The following is a 24,227-nucleotide window of genomic DNA, read 5'->3' as shown; positions in this document are numbered from 1 at the left end:
AGTATCATTGCGGCCTTTCAGATGGCCGGCCTTTTCCTGTTTGCCTTGTACTCCGTCGATACGGAACACAGGATGCTGCACCGGCTCCCAGTCTCGCGCGTACAGGTTTTGATCATGCTTGAACTTCGCGGCGCTCCCGCGCTCTCGCCCTTTCGTTCCCGCAAGCTGCATACTCGCCTCCAGGACATCGTGCCTGCGGTGGAACATGTGTATGCCGAGTTCATGCACTTCACGGATCTTGAATTCCCGCTGTCCGAATCCGATCAGGCGGTACTTGATCGCCTGCTGACATACGGTCCCAGTGTTTCCGCCGAAGAGCCTGATGGCGTACTTTTCCTGGTGGTTCCGCGTCCGGGCACCCTTTCACCCTGGTCAAGCAAAGCGACGGACATCGCCCGCAACTGTGGCCTGCGGCAGATTCGGCGGATTGAGCGGGGTATCGCCTATTACGTGAAAGCCAATCGCAAGCTGAGCCTCGAGCAGCGGGAGAAGATTGCGGCGTTGCTTCACGACCGCATGACCCAGAAAGTCTTCCACGAGATGGGCGGTGCGGAATTGTTGTTCCATACCGACGAGCCGCGCACCCTTAACCGTGTTCCGGTGCTTTCTGGCGGGCGTCAGGCACTGGTAGATGCCAATCGCTCACTGGGCCTGGCGCTGGCGGAAGACGAGATCGATTACCTGGTGAAGGCCTTCTCGGACCTGGAACGTGATCCCACCGATGTTGAGTTGATGATGTTCGCGCAGGCCAACTCGGAACATTGCCGCCACAAAATTTTCAACGCCTCCTGGGATATCGACGGCGAAGGGCAGGAGAAATCCCTGTTTGCGATGATTCGCAATACCTTTGAGATGAACAGCGAGGGCGTACTTTCCGCTTATAAGGACAACGCGTCGGTCATCGCCGGCAGCCGTGGGGGGCGTTTCTTCCCGGAGCCCGAAACCGGTGTGTATCGCTATCATGAGGAAGATATCCATATCCTGATGAAAGTGGAAACCCACAACCATCCGACCGCGATAGCGCCGGCGGCTGGTGCTGCAACCGGTTCTGGTGGTGAGATCCGTGATGAAGGGGCAACCGGGCGTGGTTCCAAGCCGAAGGCGGGCCTCAGCGGGTTCACGGTATCCAACCTTAACATCCCGAATGACCCGCAGCCCTGGGAACTTGGTTACGGGAAGCCGGAACGAATTGCCTCGCCTCTGGATATCATGATTGAAGGTCCCATTGGCGGTGCTGCCTTCAACAACGAGTTCGGCCGTCCCAATCTCGCCGGGTATTTCCGGACCTTTGAGGAAGTGGCGCCCGGTGCCGGTGGCGAAGAGGTACGCGGTTATCACAAGCCCATCATGATCGCTGGCGGCCTGGGTAATATCCGGGCGAACCATGTGGAGAAAGGCAATATTCCTGTGGGGGCCAAGTTGATCGTCCTCGGGGGCCCGTCCATGCTGATTGGTCTGGGCGGCGGCGCTGCATCGTCCATGGATTCCGGATCCAGCAACGAGAACCTGGACTTTGCGTCGGTCCAGCGGGATAACCCGGAAATGGAACGTCGCTGCCAGGAAGTGATTGATCGTTGCTGGCAAATGGGCGACGACAATCCCATATGCTTTATTCATGACGTAGGGGCCGGCGGCCTGTCCAACGCCATGCCGGAACTGGTCAAGGACGGTGGTCGCGGTGGCCGTTTCGAACTGCGTGACATTCCCAGCGACGAGCCGGGCATGTCGCCCCTGGAGATCTGGTGTAACGAATCCCAGGAACGTTACGTGATGGCGGTGGCGCCGGAGAACCTTGAACAGTTTGATGCCCTTTGCCGCCGTGAGCGTTGCCCCTATGCGGTGATCGGCGAAGCCACCGAGGCGCACCATCTGGAACTCGGGGATTCCTATTTCGACGATCGCCCTGTTGATTTGCCGATGGACGTGCTGTTCGGAAAGCCGCCCCGCATGCACCGCAGCGTGTCACGCTCCTCATTCACCAAGCCTATTTTTGATTCCACAAAGATTGATCTGAAGGATGCGGTAAGCCGTGTTCTGAGGCTGCCGTCCGTGGGTTCCAAGAGTTTTCTGATCACCATTGGTGACCGGACCATCACCGGGCTTGTCGCGCGGGACCAGATGGTGGGCCCCTGGCAGGTGCCTGTCAGTGATGTGGCAGTTACCTCGTCGTCTTTTGATGTGAAAACAGGCGAAGCCATGGCCATGGGTGAGCGCACACCGGTTGCGGTTATCGATGCGCCCGCATCCGGGCGCATGGCAGTGGGCGAAGTGATTACCAACCTGGCGGCCGCCCCTGTCGCCAAACTGTCAGATATTCGGCTGTCCGCCAACTGGATGGCCGCGGCAGGGCACCCGGGTGAGGATGAAAACCTCTATGAAACCGTTCGTGCGGTTGGTATGGAGCTTTGTCCTGCACTGGGTATCACCATTCCGGTGGGCAAGGATTCCATGTCCATGAAAACGGTCTGGGAAGAGGATGGCGGCGAGCAAAAAAGTGTTACGGCACCGTTGTCGCTGATCACCAGCGGTTTCGCACCGGTGACGGATGTGGACAGAACATTGACCCCTCAGCTGGCGACAGATGCGGGGGATACGGATCTGATTCTGGTTGATCTTGCGGCGGGACAGAACCGCCTCGGTGGCTCGGCACTGGCGCAGGTCTACCGGCAGGTGGGTGCGGTAGCACCGGATCTGGACGACCCGGAAGACATCAAGGCGTTTTTCGCGGTTATCCAGGGCCTGAACGCAGACAGCAAGCTGCTGGCGTATCATGACCGTTCGGATGGTGGCCTGTTCGTCACCCTGGCTGAGATGAGCTTTGCCGGGCACACCGGTATCGACATCAAACTCGATGGTCTTGCGGAGGATGCGTCCCAGTTCGCTCGTGAGCTCTTCAATGAGGAACTTGGCGCCGTGATCCAGGTTCGTCGGGAGGATACCGGGTTTGTACTACAGCAGTTTTCGGCAGCGGGTCTTGGTGACCACACCTCAGTGATCGGTACCGTCAATCAGGACGACCACATCCGCTATACCTTTGAGGGACAGTCGGTCATATCCCGACCGCGGGCGGACCTGCAGCGTCTTTGGGCGGAAACCAGCTATCGCGTGCAGTCGCTCCGTGACAACGCCGATTGCGCTCAGGAGGAGTTCGACAACCTGCTGGACAGCAGTGACCCGGGGCTTCACGCGGAACTGACGTTCGACCTCAGCGACGATGTTTCCGCGCCATACATCAACACAGGGGCCAGGCCTCGGGTGGCGGTGCTGCGGGAGCAGGGTGTTAATGGACAGGTTGAAATGGCCGCCGCCTTTGACCGTGCCGGGTTCGAGTCCGTGGATGTTCACATGAGTGACCTGCTCTCCGGCCGTGTTTCCCTGGAAGGGTTTAACAGCATGGTAGCCTGTGGTGGCTTCTCTTATGGGGATGTTCTGGGTGCAGGTGAGGGCTGGGCCAAGTCCATCCTGTTCAATGATCGGGTTCGTGATCAGTTTGCCGCATTCTTCAACCGCCAGGACACCTTGGCACTTGGCGTTTGTAACGGTTGTCAGATGCTGTCCAACCTGCACGAACTGATTCCCGGCAGTGAAGGCTGGCCGCGTTTCGTACGTAACCAGTCGGAGCAGTTCGAAGCCCGGTTGGTGATGGCGGAGGTGCCCGCTTCTCCGTCGGCGTTCATGGAAGGCATGGCCGGCTCCAGGATGCCGATAGCGGTTGCCCATGGTGAGGGCAGGGTTGAGTTCCCGGCTGGAACGTCTGCAGGCCAATTGAGTGATAGCGAGCTGATTGCGCTGCGCTACGTGGATAACCGCGGCGAGGTCACCACACGTTACCCATGGAACCCTAACGGATCTGAGGCGGGCATAACCGGTGTGACCACAAGGGATGGACGGGTCACCATCTTGATGCCCCATCCCGAACGGGTATTCAGAACCTCCCAGCTTTCGTGGCACCCTGCCGATTGGGGTGAAGACGCGCCATGGATCCGAATGTTCCGTAATGCGAGGCGTTGGTTCAGCTAAAGCCATAGCCTGAGCTAAAAAAGCCGGCCCCGGACGCACCATAAAGGTGACTCCTCCAGGGCCGGCTTTTTTGTTTCTGGCGACGGGAGTTTCAAGAATTTTCAAGGGAAATTTTTGTTTATAAGTGCGAAAATCCCCTTGACTCAAACGGTTTATGCACATTCCCGGTGCCATGCTGTGTGCAATGTGCACAAAGCACTGGGTTTAGGTTCATTTTTTGTTCGACAACTATAACTATATGAAATATAAGAACTTAATTAAGTAGGTGAATTTGTCGCCAATTTAACAAAAGTGCAGTAATTCCGGGGGATGGGGGCATGTTCCCCAAAACTTTCCCCAGAGTTATCCACAGATTCTGTGGGTAAGTGGCTAAATGCTTAATCTGTACAAAAATTATCCGTTGGAAGGGTGTCGGAATGGCCCGATTCTGTTCTGACACAACGGTGTTCAAGGGAGGATCTGACGAATGTACAAGATGTGTTATTTCGTGCCTGAGAGTCATCTTGAAACGACCAAAAGCGCCCTTTTTGAAGTGGGTGCCGGGCGTATTGGAGATTACGATTGCTGTGCCTGGCAATGTAAAGGTCAGGGGCAGTTTCGTCCGCTTGATGGCAGCCAGCCTTTTTTGGGCCAGGCAGGGGAAATTGAGCGGGTGGACGAATTCCGCGTTGAGTTGGTGTGCAAGGACGACCTTATTGAGGCGGCAGTTCGAGCGTTGAAACAGGCGCATCCATACGAAGAGCCCGCCTACGAGGTGTTTCGGATGGAAGCGCTGTAGCGGCGGCCGGGCGTGGATATTTAGGCACGAGGCCCCATCCGGTACCGAATGTCGTCCACATGCACTGGGAAGTGCTCATTGCGAACGTCTTCCACATAAAGCTCAAGGGTGCGACGGACAGTGGGGAACGACAGTTCATCCCAGGGAATGTCTTCCAGCGCAAACAGCTGGGTTTCCAGCGACTCTTCGCCGGCGCCAAAATCTTCGCTGGTGAGGGTGGCGCGATAGAACATGTGCACCTGATCAATGTGTGGCACATGAATGATGGTGTAGAGGTTGTCCACTGTCACTTCGGCAAGCGCCTCTTCCCGGGTTTCCCGGGTGGCCGCTTCGAGGGTGGTTTCCGAGTTTTCCATAAACCCTGCAGGCAGTGTCCAGTAACCATAGCGGGGCTCGATAGCACGGCGGCATAGCAGAACCCGCCCTTTCCAGACGGGAACCGTACCGGCGACGATGCGGGGATTCTGGTAGTGTATGGTTTCACAACTGATGCACACGTAGCGGTGGCGATTGTCGCCTTGGGGGATGCGCTGTTCGACAGGGTGGCCGCATGTGCTGCAGTATTTCATCTGTTTCACCATATACTGGACAAATGTGTGTTGGTAGCAAGTGTAACTATCTGCGCTGCCGGTGTCTCATTCAACAGTCAGAAGTCTTAACGGAGCCGTGTTTTGCGCGACCTTCTCACCAAACGCCTGTCAGGCTATGTACCCCGTTTGTTGACATTGGATTACCCCGAAGCAGCCGTACTCGTCCCGGTCACTAATGACCATGGAAACCCTGAAATCGTGTTTACCCTGAGGTCGGAAAACCTGAGTACCCACCGGGGGCAGGTGTCTTTCCCAGGCGGCCGGCGCGATCCGGAAGACCATTCCCTGGCCGATACCGCGCTGCGCGAGACCCACGAAGAAATCGGGCTGCCACCCGACCAGGTGGAACTGATTGCGCCGCTGAGCCAGGTCATGTCGCTGCATCAGATTCTCGTAACGCCTTACGTAGGGGTGATACCCGGCGATCACCCTCTTCAAGCCAATCCGGCGGAAATCGATAGTATTTTCCGGGTGCCCATTGAGTTTTTCCTGGACGATAATCGAGAGCGCACAGATCCGCTCAACTTCCTCAACAATACCTTCTATGTGCCCTGTTATCGCTGGGAACGCTATCAGATATGGGGCCTGTCTGCGGTCGTTCTGGTGGATTTTCTCAATGCGGTTTACGACGCCGGTATTGATTTGCTGGAGCCACCGCCGAAACGCTGAACAGCGTCTCCTGATCCCTCCTTTCGAGTTCTCCTTTTATCAGCGGGCCCATTTCTTGGGCCCGCTGACGTTTTATGTGCCCCCTGAATGATCAAGCATTAGACAAAGGTCTAATATGATTATAAATCGATCAGGTATTACATGTTGAATACTGTATGCAAACGACAAAAAGGAGTTGCGTCGTGGGGTGCGATCAATGAAAAAAATTCAGACCGAAAAAAACTTGCCGGAGTTGATCTACGACTCTGTGGTCAATGCGATCGTTGAAGGTTTGCTTAAGCCGGGTGAGCGGGTCACACAGGAGACGCTGGCCGAGAGGCTTGATGTGTCGCGGTTGCCGGTAAGCCAGGCTATGCAGCGTCTGCGTGATGACGGGTTTCTGTCAGCGGTAGGGCGTCGGGGCCTGATGGTGTCGGTGCTTGATGAGAGTTTTGTGGCGCAGCTGTACGAATTCCGGTGTGGGATCGATCTGGTGAGTGCCGGGCTTGCCGCCCAGCGAGTGGATGCCGGGGCGCGAAAACGAGGTGAGGACATCATTGCCGAAGGTTTCGCGGCAGGGAAAGCGCATGATCTCCCCGCTCTGATCGATGCTGACATGCGCTTTCATGGCTTCATCTACGAGCTGGCGGGTAACACCTTTATCCTTGATTCAATGGAGGCGCACTGGAACCACGTAAGGCGCGTCATGAGTGACATTCTCATTGTCGAGAAAAACCAGAAACAGATCTGGGAAGAGCACGAGGCAATACTGAACGCGGTATTGGCCGGTGATGCACGGACAGCTGAAACACTTGCCAGAGAGCATGTGGAAACCGCATCAAAATGGCTTCAGAAAGAGATTCAAGTCTGCCGTGAACCCCTGAAAAGAAGCGGGAGCACGATTAGTTAATCCAAGGAGAACGCGATGCAAAACAATGACAAAAATGCAGCTGTGATTCGGGTAATGTTGGCAAAAATCGGTCTGGACGGTCACGATCGCGGCATTAAAGTGGTCGCTCGTGCACTGCGTGATGCCGGCATGGATGTGGTCTATACCGGACTGCATCGCACGCCTGAGGAAGTCGTGGACGCTGCCATTCAGGAAGACGTGGACATCCTCGGCATCAGCCTGCTGTCCGGCGCGCACATGCACATTTTCCCCAAGGTACTGGAGCTCCTGAAAGACAAGGAAGCCGAAGACATGATCGTTGCCGGTGGCGGTGTTATCCCCGACGACGATGTCAAAGAACTCTACAAGATGGGCGTCCACAAGATTCTTCTTCAGGACACTCCGCCACAAGAAATCATTGATTCGTTCCGGCAGATGGTCGCAGATCGAGGTGCCCGTTAGTCAGGGCCCTGGCCGCAGATTTCCTCAGACGACAACCAATAACAATATCAGGAGTCTCCGATGGAAGAGTGGAATTTTCCCCCCAGTTATCGCAACGACTATTTTCCGGACGCGAACAGTCCCTACTGGTTCCGGGACCGGGAGACGATGGACCCGGAAAAACGCGATGAGTTGATTGTTGCGCGCATCCGCGAGGTGATGGCCTATGCCTACGACCACTCGCCATTTTACCAGCGCAAATGGGATGAGGCCGGTATAAAGGCCAATGACATCCGTACCCTCGCAGACTTCGAGGAAGTGCCCGTCGTCACCAAGCAGGAGCTGCGCGATTCCCAGGCGAAAAATCCACCTTTCGGGGATTACCTCTGCTGCCCCGAAAGCGACATCCATCATATTCACGGCACTTCTGGTACCACCGGCCGGCCGACCGCATTTGGCATTTCCAGGCGTGACTGGGAAACCATTGCCAACAACCATGCCCGGATCATGTGGGGTATGGGGTTGCGCCCCGGTGATACGGTATTTGTGGCGGCGATCCTGAGCCTCTACATGGGGTCATGGGGGGCGTTGATCGGAGCTGAAAGACTGGGTTGCAAAGCCTTCCCCTTCGGCGCTGGTGCGCCCGGGATGACTGCGCGAGCGGTAACCTGGCTCGGAATGATGAAGCCAGCCGGGCTCTATTCAACGCCGTCTTACGCGTTAAGACTGGCGGAAGTGGCCCGCGAGGAAGGGGTAGACCCGAGAGAATTCGGCATCAAAGTGCTGTTCTTCTCCGGCGAACCGGGAGGCTCGATTCCGTCCATCCGCGACAAGATCCAGGAGATCTACGGTGCCAAGGTAGTTGACTGCGGAACGATGGCAGAGTTGACCCCCTGGATGCATGCCTCCGGCAGCGCAGACACCGAGGGCATGCTGCTTTGGCAGGACATTGTCTACACCGAAGTGGCAGACCCAAAAACCAATCGCCGGGTGCCATACGGCGAACAGGGAACGCCTATCTACACGCACCTCGAGAGAACGTCCCAGCCGATGATCCGGATGGTTTCCGGCGATCTGACCCATTGGGTGATGGAAGACAATCCCTGTGGTCGCACCTATCCCAGGCTGCCAAAAGGCATCTACGGCCGGATTGATGACATGTTCCAGATCCGGGGTGAAAACGTGTATCCCAGCGCCATTGCGGAAGTTCTGGAAGGCCTGGCTGGTTATGGCGGCGAGCACCGGATCATCATTTCGCGCGGTGGCTCTATGGACGAGCTGGCGGTAAAAGCGGAGTTTAACCAGGAGGTCGCAGGCAAGGGGCCGGATGCGGTCAGATCCCTCGGTGAGAAGGCAGAGGCTGAACTGAGCCGGGTTCTGGGCGTGCGGGCACGGGTTGTCATGGTTGACCCGGATACCTTTCCTCGCACGGACTTCAAAGCCCAGCGTGTCGTTGATGACCGGGACCTTTACCAGAGCCTCAACCAGAAGCGAGGAGGTTAAATGATTAACCGCATACCCTCGATGAAGCTCGCTGAACGTGTGCGGGAAGGGCATCTTCGCGCCATCGCCAGACTTATTACCCGCGTTGAAAGCGGCGGTGATGCTGAGGTGCGCGAAGCCCTGGCCGAGCTTTACAAAGCGACCGGCAACGCCCATGTGGTGGGTATTACCGGTGTGCCAGGAGCCGGGAAGTCCACCCTTGTCACGCAACTGGTCCATGAGTACCGGGCCAGCGGTCGCAAGGTCGGCGTTGTTGCAATTGATCCCTCCAGCCCGTACTCCGGCGGTGCGATCCTCGGTGACCGTATCCGCATGGGCGACCTGGTGTCCGACCCCGGCGTTTTCATCCGCAGCATGGCCACCCGGGGAACCCTGGGCGGCCTCGCCAGGCCAGCCCTGGATGCGGTTGATCTTCTGGATGCAGGCGGCTTCGACGTGGTCCTGATCGAGACGGTCGGGGTGGGGCAGGACGAGGTCGATATTGTCCGTGCCGCCCACACGACCGTGGTCGTCAACGCGCCCGGCCTGGGCGACGACATCCAGGCCATCAAGGCCGGCGTTCTGGAGATCGCCGATGTCCATGTGGTGAGCAAGGCGGACCGGCCGGACTCCAACAAAACCATTCAGGAACTCAAGGCCATGCTGATGATGAGCCTGGAGCCGGGCGAGGGAATCTGGCGGGTGCCCGTGGTGCCTACCAGTTCCGAAAAGCATACCGGTTTTGACGACCTGATGGCCGCCATTGATCGTCACGCTGAGCACCTGGAAAAAAGCGGCGAAATCACCCAGCGGCGGCACCAGATTGCATTAACCCGGGTGGTAAAGGTTGCTGAAGAGATTGTCCGGGATAATTTTGCACGTGACAGCAGGTCGCAGACCGAAGAGCTGCTCAAGAAGGTTACCCAGCGCGAACTGGACCCCCATGGAGCCGCAGTAACCTTGTTAAAAGCCATGAAGGAGACCATTCATGAAGCGCACTGACCAGTATGACCCCGCTGCACTCAAGCACATGGAAAAAGAGTTCGACCAGTGGGAACAGAACGAGGTGTCGTCCTTTATCAAGCGGGCGCCGGAGAGCAAGACGGAATACACCACCGCCTCGGGAATGCCGACGAAACGTACCTACACGCCACTGGACCTGAAGAATACGCCCTTTGAGGATATTGGTTTTCCTGGGCAATATCCGTTTACGCGGGGGCCATACCCCACCATGTACCGGGGCAGGAACTGGACCATGCGCCAGATTGCCGGCTTTGGTACAGCGAGGGAAACCAATGGTCGCTTCAAGTACCTGATCGCCCAGGGCCAGACCGGTCTGTCCATCGACTTCGATATGCCGACGCTGATGGGTTACGACTCCAGCCATGCCATGAGCCAGGGTGAGGTAGGCCGCGAAGGCGTTGCCATCGACACCCTTGCCGACATGGAGGAGTTGTTCGACGATATTGATCTGACCAAGATCTCGGTATCCATGACCATCAATCCGTCAGCCTGGATTCTCTACGCCATGTACATCGCCCTGGCGCAGAAACGGGGATACGATCTCAATGACCTGTCGGGCACCATCCAGAACGACATTCTCAAGGAATACATTGCCCAGAAAGAGTGGATATTTCCGGTTCGGCCGTCGGTTCGCCTGGTGCGGGACTGCATCCAGTACGGCTCCGAAAACATGAGGCGGTACAACCCTATCAATATCTCCGGGTATCACATTTCTGAAGCCGGTTCGACAGCGGTCCAGGAAGTGGCGTACACCATGGCAACCACCATGGAGTATGTCAGGACCGCCATCGATGCGGGTGTGGATGTGAATGAGTTCGGGCCGCGCCTGTCCTTTTTCTTCGTCAGCCAGGCCGACTTCTTCGAGGAAATTGCCAAGTTCCGCGCAGCCCGGCGGGTCTATGCCAAGATCATGCGCGAAAAATTCAACGCCACCAAACCCGAGGCCAGCCGGCTTCGTTTTCACGCCCAGACTGCCGCGGCCACCCTGACCAAGCCGCAATACACCATCAACCCGATCCGTACCGCGCTTCAGGCACTGTCTGCGGTACTGGGTGGCGCCCAATCCCTGCACACCAACGGCATGGATGAAGCGTTCGCCATTCCAACGGAAGAGGCGATGCGTATTGCCCTGCGAACCCAGCAGATCATCGCCTACGAGACCAACATCACCCAGGTGGTGGACCCATTGGGCGGTTCCTACTATGTCGAGAATCTTACCGATGAGATCGAGAAGGAAGTCTGGAAGATTCTCGACGAAGTGGAAGAGCTCGGTGGCACGCTGCAGTGCATCGACGACGGCTACTTCCAGAGGGGCATCTCCGATTCCGCCTACGATTTCGCGCTGCGCAAGGCCAGCGGTGAGCGTCCGGTTATCGGCGTCAACATGTTCGTGCAGGACGAAGAGGATGTTGAAATCGAAACCCATCCCCACGATCCGGAAACCGAACGCCGGCAGATTGAACGCCTGAATAGGGTCAAGGACAATCGCGACGAGGAGAAAGTTCAAGGCATGCTCAAGCAACTGAAAGAGCAGGCCGAGGACGAATCGGCCAATCTCATGCCCATCACCATCGAACTGGTGAAAGAGGGCGCCTCGATGGGCGATATTGTTGAAACCCTGAAAGGGATATGGGGAACCTATCGCGAAAAACCTGTAATCTGACCGGCTTTGAATACTGACAGAACCGGTTCACGGGAGACATGAATGGTCAGGCTCACCAAGATCTATACGAAAACCGGAGACAAGGGCGATACCGGTCTTGGCGACGGCAGCCGCGTCGCCAAGCATGACCTGCGTGTGGAAGCCTACGGTACGGTGGATGAGGCCAACGCAGTGATTGGTCTCGCGCGGCTGCATGTGGACGACGAACTGGACGTGATACTGGCACGCATCCAGAACGACCTGTTTGATGTCGGGGCGGATCTGTGTACCCCGATCGTGGAGAACCCGAAGTACCCGCCACTGAGGCTCGCCGAGGGCAAGACCGTTGAGCTTGAGCAGGAGATCGACCGGTTCAACGCGGATATTCCGTCGCTTCGCTCCTTTATCCTGCCCGCAGGCAATGCTGCGGCTACGCATCTCCACCATGCCCGCACGGTAACGCGGCGTGCTGAGCGCATCATTGCTCAGCTACAGGAAGAGCAGGACATCAGCCCGTTGGTTCTGGAATACATGAATCGGCTGTCTGATTTGCTGTTCGTCCTTGCCAGACACGCCAACAACCAGGGTAAGGACGATGTGCTTTGGGTGCCGGGAAAATAATGCTGGCCCGAGACCAGGGTATTGAAGCGTGAATTTGTCGCCGCTGGAACATGGTGGCCGGCTACGGGCCGCCGCGAAGACGTGGGGCATCCCTCTGGATCAATGGCTGGACCTGTCCACCGGTATCAATCCGAGTGGGTGGCCGGTTCCGGCGATCCCGGAAGAGGTCTGGCGCCGCCTGCCGGACCCTGACGATGGCCTGGAGCAACTCATCAGGCAATGGGTAGGTGCACCGGATGGCGCCGCATGTATGGCCCTGGCTGGTAGCCAGGCGGCAATCATGCACTTGCCCCGTTTACGAAAGCCGTGCCGGGTAGGTGTGCCCTCTCCGGGGTACCAGGAGCATGGTCATAACTGGGCTGCTGCCGGTCATCGGGTGATCGAGATTGGCAATGATCAGCTAGAGGATGATAATGAAAGCTGGCTGGACGAGCTGGACGTGCTGGTGTGGATCAATCCAAATAATCCCACTGGCCAGGTTGTTGATCCGGACCGGTTGCTGAACTGGCATCAGCGGCTTCAACGTCGTGGTGGGTGGCTGATTGTAGACGAGGCGTTCGTCGATGCCACTCCGGAACTCAGTGTCGGGTATGCGACCGACAGACCCGGTCTTATCGTCATGAGATCCCTGGGTAAGTTTTTCGGCCTGGCGGGCCTGCGGGCCGGAGCTGCGGTGGGAGACCCGGATATTGTTCGCCGATTGAGCGCAGTGATCGGGCCCTGGTCAATCAGTGGCCCTGCGCGATTTATCATGGGCCAGGCGCTGGCGGACACCCAGTGGCAGGCGGCGACGATGGAGCGGCTGCACAGTGAAAGCCAGCGGTTGGCGGACTGCTTGTCGCGGCACGGCTTTGAAGGCGCTACTGGAACGGCGCTTTTTAGATACGTTCGGCATGGCCGGGCGGCGGACATTGCAGGCGAACTCGCACGGCGGGGAATCCTCGTGCGGGGGTTCGAGAATCCTGCTGCACTGCGGTTTGGATTGCCCGGCTCAGAACCGGAATGGACGCGGTTAGAGCAGGCACTGTATTTAAGCCGTCTGTATTGATTTAGCACATAAGGGCTGCTAGTTTGGCGCCCGATTCGATGAACACCGTGTTCAGGTAACGCTTTTTTGCGGTATCCCCGCCGGAAAGCGTAAAACGGGAAGTCGGTTAAAGTCCGACGCTGCCCCCGCAACGGTAAGCGAGCTAAAGGCAATCGAAAAAGCCACTGTGCATCATGCATGGGAAGGTGATTGCCCCGGACCAGTCCAACAGGCTGATCCACTCGCAAGCCCGGAGACCGGCCTGAATGCACACCGGAAGTTGCGGAGGGCGACGGCGGTGGGAGAGTTGCGTCGGTCTCACACCCGTACTTTGACTCGTATCCTGCCTCCCCAATCTCATACTCAAACTCCGCAACACAATAACCATCACGCGGGTGCGCGTGGTTTGCCAGCGAGTGTTGATTATGAGTTGTCCGAAGTCTTTGCCGGTCCTGTTTTCCGGCCTCCCCCTTGTGTTCCTCCCAGTTTCCAGTGCGCTAGCCGACGAAGAGGTAATGGTCTCGGCACTTGACCCCATTGTCGTGACGGCCACGCTTGGTCCGAAGACCCGGGGCGAAAGTGACTCATCGGTCACGGTGATCGATGAAGAGGCGATTGAACGCTTGCAACCTCAAACGTTCGACGAGCTGCTGATGGGCCAACCCGGCATTGATATCACCAGCAACGGCTCGTTCGGTAAGAACACCAGTGTCTACACCCGGGGTACCGGCAGCGAATCCACGGTTTTCCTGGTGGACGGCATTCGTTTGCGCTCGGCCACCAGTGGTAGTGCTGCCTGGCAGTATTTCCCGCCGCAAATGGTGGAAAGGGTAGAAATTGTTCGGGGTTCCCGCAGTAACCTGTACGGAGCCGATGCCGTGGGCGGCGTTATCCAGGCCTTTACCCACAGCGCCGAAAAGGGCCGCGAGGGATGGGTTCAGGCCGGCGGTGGCAACTTCAATACCCAGGAGTATGTGGCCGGGACGGCCGGTACTGAAGGCCGGATGACATACAGCCTGAGCGCAAGCCATCTGGAAACTGACGGCACGGCCATTGTTGAAGGGGGCGAAGACAAGGGCTTTCGTAACACCTCAGCCCTGGCGTCCGTTGCTCACCAGTTCGACTCCGGTGGGGAAGCCGGCGTTGTCCTCATGCGTGCCCAGGGCAATACCGAGTTCGAGGGCGGTGATACAGATTTTGCTATCCAAACCGTTGGTGTTCGTCTGGACGCGCCGATCAGCGACTATTGGCGGAGCCGTATCCTGTTAGCCGAATCCATTGATGAGCAGGATACACGGGACGAATTTGGTGACAGCACCTTCGACACCAAAACCCGCAGTGCCCGTTGGGAGAACCAGATCAGCATCGGCCGCCATGAGTACATCTTGGGCGGTGAACTCTTGATGGATGAGGTAGACAGCACCACCGACTTTGACGAAACCAGCCGCACCAACGCCGCTGTTTTTGGTCAGGCCCTTTTGAATTTTGGTCCGACGGACTTTCAGTTGAGTTTGCGCGCCGACGATAACGAGGCTTTTGGTCGTGAGGAAACCGGTGCGATCGCCATGGGTGTCGATATGGATCGCAACCATAGAGTAAGGGTGAGCTACAGCACATCTTTCCGGGCGCCCACGTTCAATGACCTCTACTTCCCGAACTTCGGCAATGCGGATCTTCAACCGGAAACCGCAGGTAGCGTGGAGCTTGGTATTGGCGGAAATTACGCCCGTTGGTTCTGGGATGCCGCGATCTATCAGACAGACGCTGATGATCTGATTGTATTTGTCTTTAGGGACGGTCGGTTCGCACCATTCAATGTTAACGAAGCACGCATCAGGGGGGTTGAGCTGAGTGCTGGCCTGGAATTGGACGAATGGACCGTGCAGGCTGGGGCCTCGGTAACCGACCCCCGCGACCGTGAGACCGACAATCGAATTCGTCGCCGTAGCGCGAAACAGTTCCGGGTGGATCTGGATCGGGACTTCGGCCGAGTGTCGTTGGGAACCACCGTTAAGGGCCAGGGGTATCGCTACGACGACGCAGAGAATGAAGAGCGCATTGCCGGCTTTGTCACTTGGGACCTGCGGGCAAAGTGGGAAATCGACAGCCATTGGACCACCAATCTGACGGTCGACAACGTGCTGGACAGAGAATACGCCACGGCGCAGCGCTTTGATGGAAGTGCTTACATAGCCGCTGGCCGCACCGCAATGCTGACGATTCGCTACGACCTATGATCAACCATGGAGAGGTAAGGGCATGATTGAGCGCCTGTATAGGACTCTGAGACGCCCGTTGTTCGGCTGCCTTTCCGGGCTTCTGTTGATGCTGTCCCAACCAGTGTCCGGCGCCACGGTATTTGGGGTAGTGTCTGAGCGTTCCGCTGCGGAGATGGCTGCTGGTGCGGAACGCTTTCTAGCAGCCCAGCCAGATCACCGCATTATTCTGCGAACACCGGAGCAATTGGCAAACCTGGACAACAGCGCTCTCGACGATCTGGTGAGCCAGGCCGATGCCTTGTTGATGGCGGCGGTTTTCGGAGAGCAGGTGGGCCGGATTGAGCGTGCTGTGGGCGAGCAGGCCGCCGTTCGCGAGTTTCCGATTCTGGGGGTGAATGGCGACAGGGCGCTGACTGTGCTGTCACGGTTACAGGGGCGCAAGCCCCTGGAAGGGCTGGATGCCACGACCCTGAACAACCTGATGAAAGCGCCGGACCCCGGCACGGACTTGAAAGCCCATCTGGCAGAGCTTAAGGCCCGTTTCCCCGAACAGGAACCCTGGCTTGAAGGCCGGGCCCTATACCAGGGACGCACCCCGCAACACCTGGATGCCTTATTGCGTTGGTTGCTTGTTCAGGCGGGCGAAGAGCTTGACGTGCCGGATCTGCCGCCCCGGTCGCTGATCCGCTATTACCGTAATGGTGAATCCACAGATAGCGCGGCGAACCTTAACCTGCAATCTGGCCCTGTGGTCGCGCTTCTGGACCTGGATAGCGGTGATCGCCCCGGCGATCGGGCGCTGCTGGACGCAACCTGTGCAGCCCTGGAATCCAGAGGAATGCAATGCTTTGCAATCCTGTCCCGATGGGGTGGTGCCAGCCTGGAGGCTGTCCGTGCCCTGAATGAAACGGTAGGCCCGGCGACCCTGTCCGGTATTGTCAGTCTTCAGGACTTTATTATTGGAGGCGGCGAGGGTCGGCGTCAGGTCACGGAAGCGTTGGTCCGGTTGAATGTGCCGGTGATCAAGGGCTTGCGCCTGGCCTCCCGCACCACCAACCAATGGCAATTGTCGATCGATGGTATTCCGTCTGACAAGGTGCACTACAAATTGGCGATGCCCGAGCTCCAGGGGGTCAGTCAGCCTATGGTGCTGGCTACGGCGGAGCCGGAAGTGATTGACGAAAACACCGGTGTGGCTCTGACGCTTACCCAGCCGGTGCCGGAGCGGGTGGACGCCGTTGCGGACCGCCTGAAACGCTGGCAGACGCTGCAAGCCAAGGGCAACGCCGACAAGCGCGTGGCCATCATCTACTACAATCATCCACCGGGCCGGCAGAATATTGGGGCGGACAATCTCGATGTGCCAGCTTCCCTATATGAAATGCTGCACTGGCTTAAAGCCGAGGGCTACGAAACCGGCCCACTGCCGGAGAGTCCGGAAGCCCTCACCGACCTCCTCCAGCAACGAGGCGTGAGCCTGCCGGATGATCCTCGCGCGCTGAGGGAAATGGCCGGTGACGTTGCCTCAATGGCGGGCAGTACCTATCGTCAGTATCTCGAAACCTTGCCCAGGGTTGTCCAGCAGGAAATGGTCCATGGCCCCCTGGGTTATTTGCATGAGCGACTTGAGCAGGCACATAGGTTGGGCGAGAAAGAATTGGCAACCGGTCTGTTGAGTCGGGGCATTCGTGACTTGCGGCACCTGATTGAACACCTCCAGCACCCGAACCGAAAGGCGGCCCTGAGCCGACTGGACGAGTACGAAGCGCTCTGGCAAGCACGTCTCGATGAAGGTGGTCACAGTGGGGAACTGGATGACAGCCGGGTTGCGCTGGCCGATACGGGCATTCCCGGACTCAAGGGGTGGGGAGAAGCGCCGGGCCAGTCCATGGTGGTGGATGACAGGCTGATTTTCCCTGGGCTTCGATTCGGCAATATTTACATCGGTCCGCAACCGCCCCGGGGCTGGGAAGTGGACGAGGAATTGTTGCACGCCAACACCACCTTCCCCCCGACCCATCAATACGTGGGTTTCTACCACTGGTTACGGCATCACTACCAGGCTGATGCGCTGGTCTACGTTGGGCGACACTCAACCAGGGAGTTCCTGCCACGCCGCCGTGCTGGTTTGACGGGGGATGACTACCCGGACCTGCTGGGGGGCGACCTGCCATTGATCTACCCTTACATCGTCGACGGTGTGGGCGAGGGCATCCAGGCCAAGCGCCGGGCGCTGGGAGTCATGATCAGTCACTTGACGCCGCCGCTGGCCGCAACGGAGCTTTATGACGAACTGCTGGAGCTCCGACAGCTCGTGGAAACCTGGGAGTCCGCCAATGAGCCCGACAGCCCTACCAGGGAGCGGGCGCTGAAGATGCTGCGGGAGAAAATCCAGGTGCTGGATATCTCCGACGATCTCGAACAGGAAATCGCTGGCGAGATGGGTTTGTCGGTGGAAGAGGTTTCCCTCGATGAACTTTCACCCGACCTGCTGGTTCATGAAGCCGGCCACTATGTCACTGATATGCAGGAACACTTTATGCCCTTGGGCCTGCACGTGTTTGGCCGGGACTGGAGCACAGACATGGTGGACACCATGCTCGACTCCATGGCGGGTAAGGCCGGCAAGCCAGAACCGGCCTGGCGCATTGATCTTGAAGCGTCTCCTGCTTCTGAGCGCACCAGCTTTCTCAACGCGTTGAATGGCCGGTTTGTTGCTCCGGGGCAGGGCAACGATCCATTGCGAACGCCGGCGGTATTGCCAACGGGGCGCAATTTTCATGCCTTGTCGGATGACCTGATTCCAACCCGTGTGGCCTGGTCGCTGGCTGAAGAACTGGCCGAGGAGGCCAGGGCCACAAAAGACAGCACCTCAGAACAAAGCGATGCACTGGTGCTCTGGGCCTCGGATACGGTGCGAGACGAAGGGGTCATGATTGCGTTTGGCATGAAGCTATTGGGTGTGCGCCCGGTGTGGAACAGTCGGGGCATCGTGAAAGGCCTGGAGCGTTTGCCCGCCGGCCCGGGAACCGATACACCCATTCGCCGCAATGTGGTTTTCACCACGTCCGGCTTGTTCCGGGATCTCTATGAAAGCCAACTGGAATGGCTGGATATGGCATCGCGTTACGCCTTGGCAGGCGCGGCGGGATCCATCAGGGCCGAGCACCCCGAGCTAGAAGAGGCACTGGATCAGGCGCTATCGGTTCTGCCGGTCGACATGCGTAAGCCGGGTGAGGAATCCCTGTCCACCAACGGTGTTGCCGCCCACTGGGTTGCTGATACACGAGTACTGCTGGCCGCAGGTTCGTCGGCTCGGGATGCGGGGGCAAAGGCCGCATACCGGGTCTTCGGTACGGCTCCGGGCGCATACGGTGCGGGGGTTAACCGGCTTGCTACCCGCACGGGCGCCTGGCAGGACCGGGAGCAACTGGGTGACGCTTATCGCCGGCGCATGGGGCACGTCTATGGCAAGGGCAGCCAGGGTGAACCGGCTCACGATGCTTTCGACCGACAATTGCGGTCGGTGAACCATACCTATCTTGGGCGGGCCAGCCACCTCTATGGCCTGCTGGACAACGATGACGGTTTTGATTTCCAGGGCGGGCTGTCCAACGCCGTGGAGCACTTGCGCGGCGAGCCACCGCAGAACCGGGTGCTCCAGTACGCAGACCCGCGAAATCCCCGGGTGGATTCGCTTCAGCGAGCGCTGCAGGTAGAGCTGAGAGCCCGTAATCTGAATCCGCAATGGTTGGCCCCACTGATGGAGCACGGCTATGCCGGTGCCCGCACCATGGGCAGTGATTTTCTCGACAACCTATGGGGCTGGCAAATCACAAGCCCACAAGTGCTTCGTTCCAGTGTGTGGGACGAGGTCAATGAAGTGTACTTTCAGGATCGCCACGGCCTTGGCCTGGATGACTTCCTGGCAGAGGGCCACAACGTGTATGTCAAAACCCACATGCAGGCGATTGCGCTCCTGGCCGCGAAACGGGGCTTCTGGGAGGCGGACGTCTTCACCCGTCAGGCCCTGGCACGTGACTTCGCCGGAAACATCATCGACCATGGCCTTCCCGGCAGTGGCCACACCCGTCCGGATCACCCCCTGATGGATTGGGTCGCGGACCAGTTGGACCCCCGGCAGCGGGAAGCCTTCGAGTCCGCGCGAAAAGGTGGGTCGGCCGACTTTCCCCCGTTAGGCGCTGCCAACGATGATTGTCAGACTCCCGGAAACCAGAGGGCCTCATGTTGAAATCGTTCCGGCATACCGCTGCGTTGATGTCGTTAGCTCTGGCCATGTCACCGGGGGCTGTGGCCGGTACTGAGCGATGTGCAACCGACGATACCGGCCAGGAAGTCTGCCTTGAACAACCGGCCAGCCGGATCGCGGCCTTGTCTCCCGGAGCAACCGAACTTGTCTGGGCTGCAGGCGCCGGTGATCAGGTCATCGCGGTGGTTTCGTACAGTGATTACCCCGAGCAGGCGAAGCAGGTCACCTCTGTGGGTAGCCACACTCGAATGGACCTTGAGCGCCTGATGGCACTGAAACCTGACCTGGTCATTGGTTGGGTGACGGGCAACCCGCCGGAACAGATTGCGGCCCTGAAGGACCTGGGGTTGCCGGTGTTTTCCATTGAGCCCCGGAGTTTTGAGGGCGTTTCAAGCACCATCGAACGGCTGTCGATTCTGGCGGGTACCGAAGATGAAGGCTTTGCCGAAGCAGATCGTTTCCGCAAGGGAATGGCTTCACTGGAAAAACAATATCAGGGTGCGGAGCCGGTCTCGGTGTTCTATCAGGTGTGGGATGAGCCTCTGATGACCGTGAACGACGAGCACCTGATTGGTAAGGTGATCACGCTATGCGGAGGCGTGAACGTATTCGGTGATCTTGATCGCCTGGTGCCGAGGATCAGTGCCGAGGCGGTTATCGGCGCCAACCCTGAGGCCATTCTGGCCGGTGGCATGGGTGAAGAGAACCGGCACTGGCTGACCCGCTGGGAGGCTTTCCAGAGTATCGATGCCACCGCGAAGGAGAACCTGTACTTCGTTCCACCGTCGCTGATCCAGCGCCCGACGCCGCGTATTCTGAAAGGTTCACAACTGTTTTGCGAGAAACTGGATGATGCCCGTGCCAAACGTTAGTGGGAGACAGACCTTTTGAGCAGGCCTCTGACCATGCCACTTGTGTTGTTGGCTCTGGCCAGCCTCGTCGCCATGATGTTGTCGGTGGGTGTGGGCAGTGTCAGCGTGGCACCGGGAGATGTTGTCGCCGTCATTCTGGGTGAGGGCAGCAACCTGCAGCAAACCCTGGTGCTGGAATTGCGCCTGCCACGGACACTGTCTGCTTTCGCAACGGGCGGTTTGCTGGCCGTGGCCGGGGCTCTGATGCAGGTGCTGTTACGCAATCCGTTGGCGGACCCCTACGTTCTGGGGCTGTCTGGCGGTGCTGCCGTCGGGGCCTTGTTTGCGATGCTGGCGGGCCTGGGTGGTTTGATGATTTCGGGATCGGCTTTTGCCGGTGCGTTGTTGGCCACACTGATGGTGTTCGGTCTGGCCCATGGCACCGGAAGCTGGACGCCGTCGCGTTTGTTGCTCACCGGTGTGGTGGTCGCCGCAGGCTGGGGCGCGGTGATTACCCTGATGTTAGCGATCAGCCCGGCCCAGCGCTTACCGGGAATGTTGTACTGGTTGATGGGCGATGTGTCCTACGCTAGAACGCCCTGGCCCGCCCTGGCTTTCCTGGTGCTGGTGTGTCTTTTGGTGGTACCCCTGGGGCGGAGTCTTAACGTACTGGCACGCGGTCCCATGCAGGCGGCAGCCCTTGGAGTGGCGGTGCGACCGCTGGAATGGACGATCTATATCCTTGCCAGCCTGCTCACGGCCACCGCGGTCACCATGGCTGGCAGTATTGGTTTTGTCGGCTTGGTGGTGCCCCACATGTTGCGGCTGGTGCTTGGTAACGACCAGCGCCTGATCCTCCCTGCCTGTGCACTGGCTGGCGGCACGCTGCTGGTGCTGGCGGATACCCTGGCACGGGTGGTGATTGCGCCCGAGCAGTTGCCGGTAGGTGTGATTACGGCCTTGCTGGGTGTACCCACCTTCCTTTACCTGTTGTATCGGAGCCGCTGATGAATCCGTTGCAGGCTAGACAGTTGGTCATCGACATTCCCGGGCGGGGCGATGGGGAAGCGCTGAACTTTGCCGTGGAACCCGGGCAGATCTGGGGCGTTTTGGGGCCAAATGGTGCCGGCAAGACGACGCTCTTGCACACACTGGCGGGGTTGCGAGCACCACGTCACGGATCGGTTTGCCTGGGAGAGCATCCTTTGGCAGACCTGAAGCGCAGGACAATATCGCAACAACTGGGGATGGTTTTCCAGGAACGGCAGGACGGTTTTCCCGCGACGGTACTGGAAACGGCGCTGATCGGGCGCCACCCCTGGTTGTCACCCTGGCAGATGGAGTCCGGCGCCGATGAACGTCTTGCGAGAGGCGCTCTGGAACAGCTGGATGTGGGCCATCTCAGTGATCGGCTGGTGAACACACTTTCCGGCGGTGAACGCCAGAGAGTAGCCATTGCCACAGTGCTGACCCAGGCGCCTGATAACTGGCTTCTGGATGAACCCACCAACCACCTTGATCTGCACCATCAGGTGTCGGTACTCCAGTTACTGACCGAGCAGGCGCGTAGTGGGCGTTCCGTCTTCATGTGTTTGCACGATCTGAATCTCGCGGCACGATGGTGTGACCATCTGTTGTTGCTGTACCCCAACGGCGAAGCGTGCTGGGGGCCTGCAGAACGAATGCTCGTGCCGGCTGCGCTTGAACGGCTTTATGATCAGGAACTTCTGACAGTGGACGTGGATGGTGCGCCGCTATTTGTCCCTGTTAAGTATTGAACGTAGGAGCTATATGAAAGCAACCGTACCAGCCGCAATGATTACCGCACCAGGTTCTGGCCAGGGGAAGTCCATGGTGACCGCAGCACTGGCGAGATTGCATAGGAATGCCGGACGAAAGGTACGGGTGTTCAAGCACGGCCCGGATTACCTGGACCCGATGGTGCTGGAAGTCGCATCCGGACAGCCGGTGTACCAGTTGCATCCGTGGATGACGGGCGAGGACGAGTGTCGCTGGCGTCTGGCGGAAGCCGCGCAGGATGCCGACCTTATTCTGGTGGAAGGATCAATGGGATTGTTTGACGGTGACCCTTCCAGTGCGGACCTCGCCAAGCTGATGGGTATTCCCGCTCTGCCGGTCATTGATGCCCGCGGCATGGCTCAGACCTTTGGAGCGGTGGCTCTGGGGTTATCAAAATTCGACTCCGCGCTTCCGGTTTATCAGGTGATTGCCAACCGCATCGGCAGTCCCCGACATGGGGCTATGCTGCGGGAGAGCCTGCCTGAGGGCATCAGTCTGCTAGGGACCATTCCCCGAAACGAGGCCATGAGTCTTCCAAACCGGCATCTTGGGCTGGTTCAGGCCGGCGAGTTGGGCGATCTGGAGCAGCGTCTGGACGCCGCCGCTGACGTTCTTGCGGAAGCAGGGCTGGATGGCCTGCCGCTTCCCGTGACGTTGGAAGCTGAACCCCCGGAGTCCCCGCCACCGTTGCTTGAGGGCGTTCGCATCGCCATTGCCCGGGACGCAGCGCTGAGTTTTATTTACCGCGCCAATCTGGACCTGTTGCAGGCGATGGGGGCAGAACTGTCTTTTTTCTCCCCGCTGATAGATTCAGCATTGCCAGACGCCGACGCCCTCTGGTTACCAGGCGGGTACCCGGAACTTCATGGTGCCACTCTGGCCGGTAACCGTCCGATGTTGGAGGCGATTCGCAACCACTACAGCGCCGGTAAACCCATGCTGGCCGAGTGTGGCGGGTTAATGGCCTGTGTGGAGGAACTGGCGGACCACGACGGAGAGATCCACAACCTGCTCGGAATTATCCCGGGTCGAGCCAGTATGGCCGGCCGCCTGCAGGCGCTGGGTCTGCAGAGCCTGAATACCGAGAAGGGGCAGTTGCGGGGGCATACCTATCATCACTCGCGACTGGAAACTGACTGGCAACCCCTGGCCCGAACCCGCAAGGTTGCGGGCACCGAGGCTGAACCGGTGTATTGCCGGAAGGGGCTGGTGGCCAGCTATTTCCACGGCTATTTTCCCTCCGCCCCAGAACTGGTGGCCGGAATTTTTCGCGGGCAGGCCATTCGCCCGCTTATCGATAAGGAGCCTGACTATGCGTGAACGCGCCAAAGACCCCGAACGCCATGCCCGCCGCATGGACGCAAAGCAGAAGATCATGCAGGAGCGCATCGCCCGTGCCCAGAAAGAACAGGGTGTGCTGCTGGTGCTGACCGGCCCGGGTAAAGGCAAGAGCAGTTCCGGTTTTGGCATGGTGGCCCGGGCGCTCGGCCATGGCATGAAAGTGGGTATTGTCCAGTTCATCAAAGGCGCATTCAGCACCGGTGAAGAAGCGTTCTTCCGCGAATTGCCCAACGTGAGTTATCACGTGATGGGCCAGGGCTATACCTGGGATACCAAGAACCGGGAGCAGGACGTGGAGGCAGCCAATGCCGCCTGGGATGTGGCCGCCAACATGTTGAAAGACGACAGCTACGACCTGGTCCTGCTGGACGAACTCAACATCGCCCTGAAGTACGACTATATTGATCTCGACCGTGTTCTGGACGACCTCCAGGGCCGCCCGGAGATGCAGCATGTGGTAGTGACCGGTCGGTCGGCACCACAGGAGCTGGTGGACCTGGCGGACACTGTCACGGAAATGGGCGTGGTGAAGCATGCCTTCAAGGACCAGGGTGTGAAAGCCCAGAAAGGTGTCGAGCTGTAACA

At 58.6% G+C, this 24,227-nt stretch carries 18 protein-coding genes and 1 riboswitch; of the genes, 17 read left to right on the top strand and 1 reads right to left on the bottom strand.

Going from position 1 to position 24,227, the window contains the following annotated elements; genetic code table 11:
* The first annotated feature begins 114 nt into the window (after positions 1 to 114).
* Together purL and SIC19_RS02005 are read left to right on the top strand one after the other, a co-directional pair.
* Positions 115 to 4,020, top strand: a complete 3,906-nt coding sequence (gene purL / locus SIC19_RS02010; RefSeq protein ID WP_127400898.1) for a phosphoribosylformylglycinamidine synthase — start codon at positions 115 to 117, stop codon at positions 4,018 to 4,020.
* A gap of 466 nt (positions 4,021 to 4,486) precedes the next feature.
* On the top strand, positions 4,487 to 4,798 hold the full coding sequence (locus SIC19_RS02005) for a YqfO family protein (protein WP_127400899.1): 312 nt from the start codon (positions 4,487 to 4,489) through the stop codon (positions 4,796 to 4,798).
* Between the two features lie 20 nt (positions 4,799 to 4,818).
* On the opposite strand, the gene SIC19_RS02000 is transcribed toward SIC19_RS02005, so the two are convergent.
* On the bottom strand, positions 4,819 to 5,367 hold the full coding sequence (locus SIC19_RS02000; RefSeq protein ID WP_036206490.1) for an NUDIX hydrolase: 549 nt from the start codon (positions 5,365 to 5,367) through the stop codon (positions 4,819 to 4,821).
* Positions 5,368 to 5,469: 102 nt separating this feature from the next.
* On the opposite strand from SIC19_RS02000, the gene SIC19_RS01995 reads away from it, so the two are divergent.
* The 15 genes from SIC19_RS01995 to cobO all read left to right on the top strand — a co-directional run bounded on the left by SIC19_RS01995 (position 5,470) and on the right by cobO (position 24,225).
* Entirely contained in the window at positions 5,470 to 6,057 is a 588-nt protein-coding gene (locus SIC19_RS01995) for an NUDIX hydrolase (RefSeq protein WP_041334654.1), read from the top strand.
* Between the two features lie 196 nt (positions 6,058 to 6,253).
* Positions 6,254 to 6,946, top strand: a complete 693-nt coding sequence (locus SIC19_RS01990) for a GntR family transcriptional regulator (protein WP_036206493.1) — start codon at positions 6,254 to 6,256, stop codon at positions 6,944 to 6,946.
* Between the two features lie 15 nt (positions 6,947 to 6,961).
* On the top strand, positions 6,962 to 7,387 hold the full coding sequence (locus tag SIC19_RS01985) for a cobalamin B12-binding domain-containing protein (protein WP_127400901.1): 426 nt from the start codon (positions 6,962 to 6,964) through the stop codon (positions 7,385 to 7,387).
* Between the two features lie 60 nt (positions 7,388 to 7,447).
* The gene (locus SIC19_RS01980) at positions 7,448 to 8,869 is read left to right on the top strand and encodes a phenylacetate--CoA ligase family protein (protein ID WP_041334660.1); all 1,422 of its coding nucleotides are present in this window, start codon (positions 7,448 to 7,450) and stop codon (positions 8,867 to 8,869) included.
* Entirely contained in the window at positions 8,870 to 9,850 is a 981-nt protein-coding gene (meaB, locus tag SIC19_RS01975; RefSeq protein WP_082040558.1) for a methylmalonyl Co-A mutase-associated GTPase MeaB, read from the top strand.
* Positions 9,837 to 11,534, top strand: coding sequence for a methylmalonyl-CoA mutase family protein (locus SIC19_RS01970; protein WP_127400903.1), 1,698 nt, complete (start codon positions 9,837 to 9,839; stop codon positions 11,532 to 11,534). The genes meaB and SIC19_RS01970 overlap by 14 nt, the downstream gene beginning before the upstream one ends.
* Before the next feature lie 42 nt (positions 11,535 to 11,576).
* On the top strand, positions 11,577 to 12,134 hold the full coding sequence (locus SIC19_RS01965) for a cob(I)yrinic acid a,c-diamide adenosyltransferase (RefSeq protein ID WP_127400905.1): 558 nt from the start codon (positions 11,577 to 11,579) through the stop codon (positions 12,132 to 12,134).
* A 28-nt stretch (positions 12,135 to 12,162) separates the two neighbouring features.
* On the top strand, positions 12,163 to 13,182 hold the full coding sequence (cobD, locus tag SIC19_RS01960) for a threonine-phosphate decarboxylase CobD (protein WP_127400907.1): 1,020 nt from the start codon (positions 12,163 to 12,165) through the stop codon (positions 13,180 to 13,182).
* Positions 13,183 to 13,234: 52 nt separating this feature from the next.
* Positions 13,235 to 13,442, top strand: a riboswitch (cobalamin riboswitch).
* A gap of 234 nt (positions 13,443 to 13,676) precedes the next feature.
* Positions 13,677 to 15,398, top strand: a complete 1,722-nt coding sequence (locus SIC19_RS01955) for a TonB-dependent receptor plug domain-containing protein (protein ID WP_226909885.1) — start codon at positions 13,677 to 13,679, stop codon at positions 15,396 to 15,398.
* 22 nt (positions 15,399 to 15,420) lie between these two features.
* Complete coding sequence (locus SIC19_RS01950; protein WP_127400911.1) at positions 15,421 to 19,632, top strand: cobaltochelatase subunit CobN; 4,212 nt, start codon at positions 15,421 to 15,423, stop codon at positions 19,630 to 19,632.
* On the top strand, positions 19,626 to 20,522 hold the full coding sequence (locus SIC19_RS01945) for a cobalamin-binding protein (RefSeq protein WP_126810327.1): 897 nt from the start codon (positions 19,626 to 19,628) through the stop codon (positions 20,520 to 20,522). Before SIC19_RS01950 ends, SIC19_RS01945 begins: the two co-directional genes overlap by 7 nt.
* Positions 20,523 to 20,555: 33 nt before the next feature.
* Positions 20,556 to 21,509, top strand: coding sequence for a FecCD family ABC transporter permease (locus tag SIC19_RS01940; protein ID WP_036206521.1), 954 nt, complete (start codon positions 20,556 to 20,558; stop codon positions 21,507 to 21,509).
* On the top strand, positions 21,509 to 22,279 hold the full coding sequence (locus tag SIC19_RS01935; protein ID WP_127400913.1) for an ABC transporter ATP-binding protein: 771 nt from the start codon (positions 21,509 to 21,511) through the stop codon (positions 22,277 to 22,279). Before SIC19_RS01940 ends, SIC19_RS01935 begins: the two co-directional genes overlap by 1 nt.
* Before the next feature lie 13 nt (positions 22,280 to 22,292).
* Positions 22,293 to 23,621 carry a cobyrinate a,c-diamide synthase gene (locus tag SIC19_RS01930; protein ID WP_127400915.1) on the top strand — a complete coding sequence of 443 codons (1,329 nt, stop codon included), beginning with the start codon at positions 22,293 to 22,295 and terminating at the stop codon, positions 23,619 to 23,621.
* Entirely contained in the window at positions 23,614 to 24,225 is a 612-nt protein-coding gene (gene cobO, locus SIC19_RS01925; RefSeq protein WP_007154796.1) for a cob(I)yrinic acid a,c-diamide adenosyltransferase, read from the top strand. Before SIC19_RS01930 ends, cobO begins: the two co-directional genes overlap by 8 nt.
* Positions 24,226 to 24,227 lie beyond the last annotated feature (2 nt).

It is taken from the genome of Marinobacter sp. MIT930201, from assembly GCF_047122665.1.
Taxonomy (GTDB): Bacteria; Pseudomonadota; Gammaproteobacteria; order Pseudomonadales; family Oleiphilaceae; genus Marinobacter; species Marinobacter salarius.
Note: the sequence above shows the minus strand (reverse complement) of the source record. Positions and strands in the feature narration are given on the sequence as shown.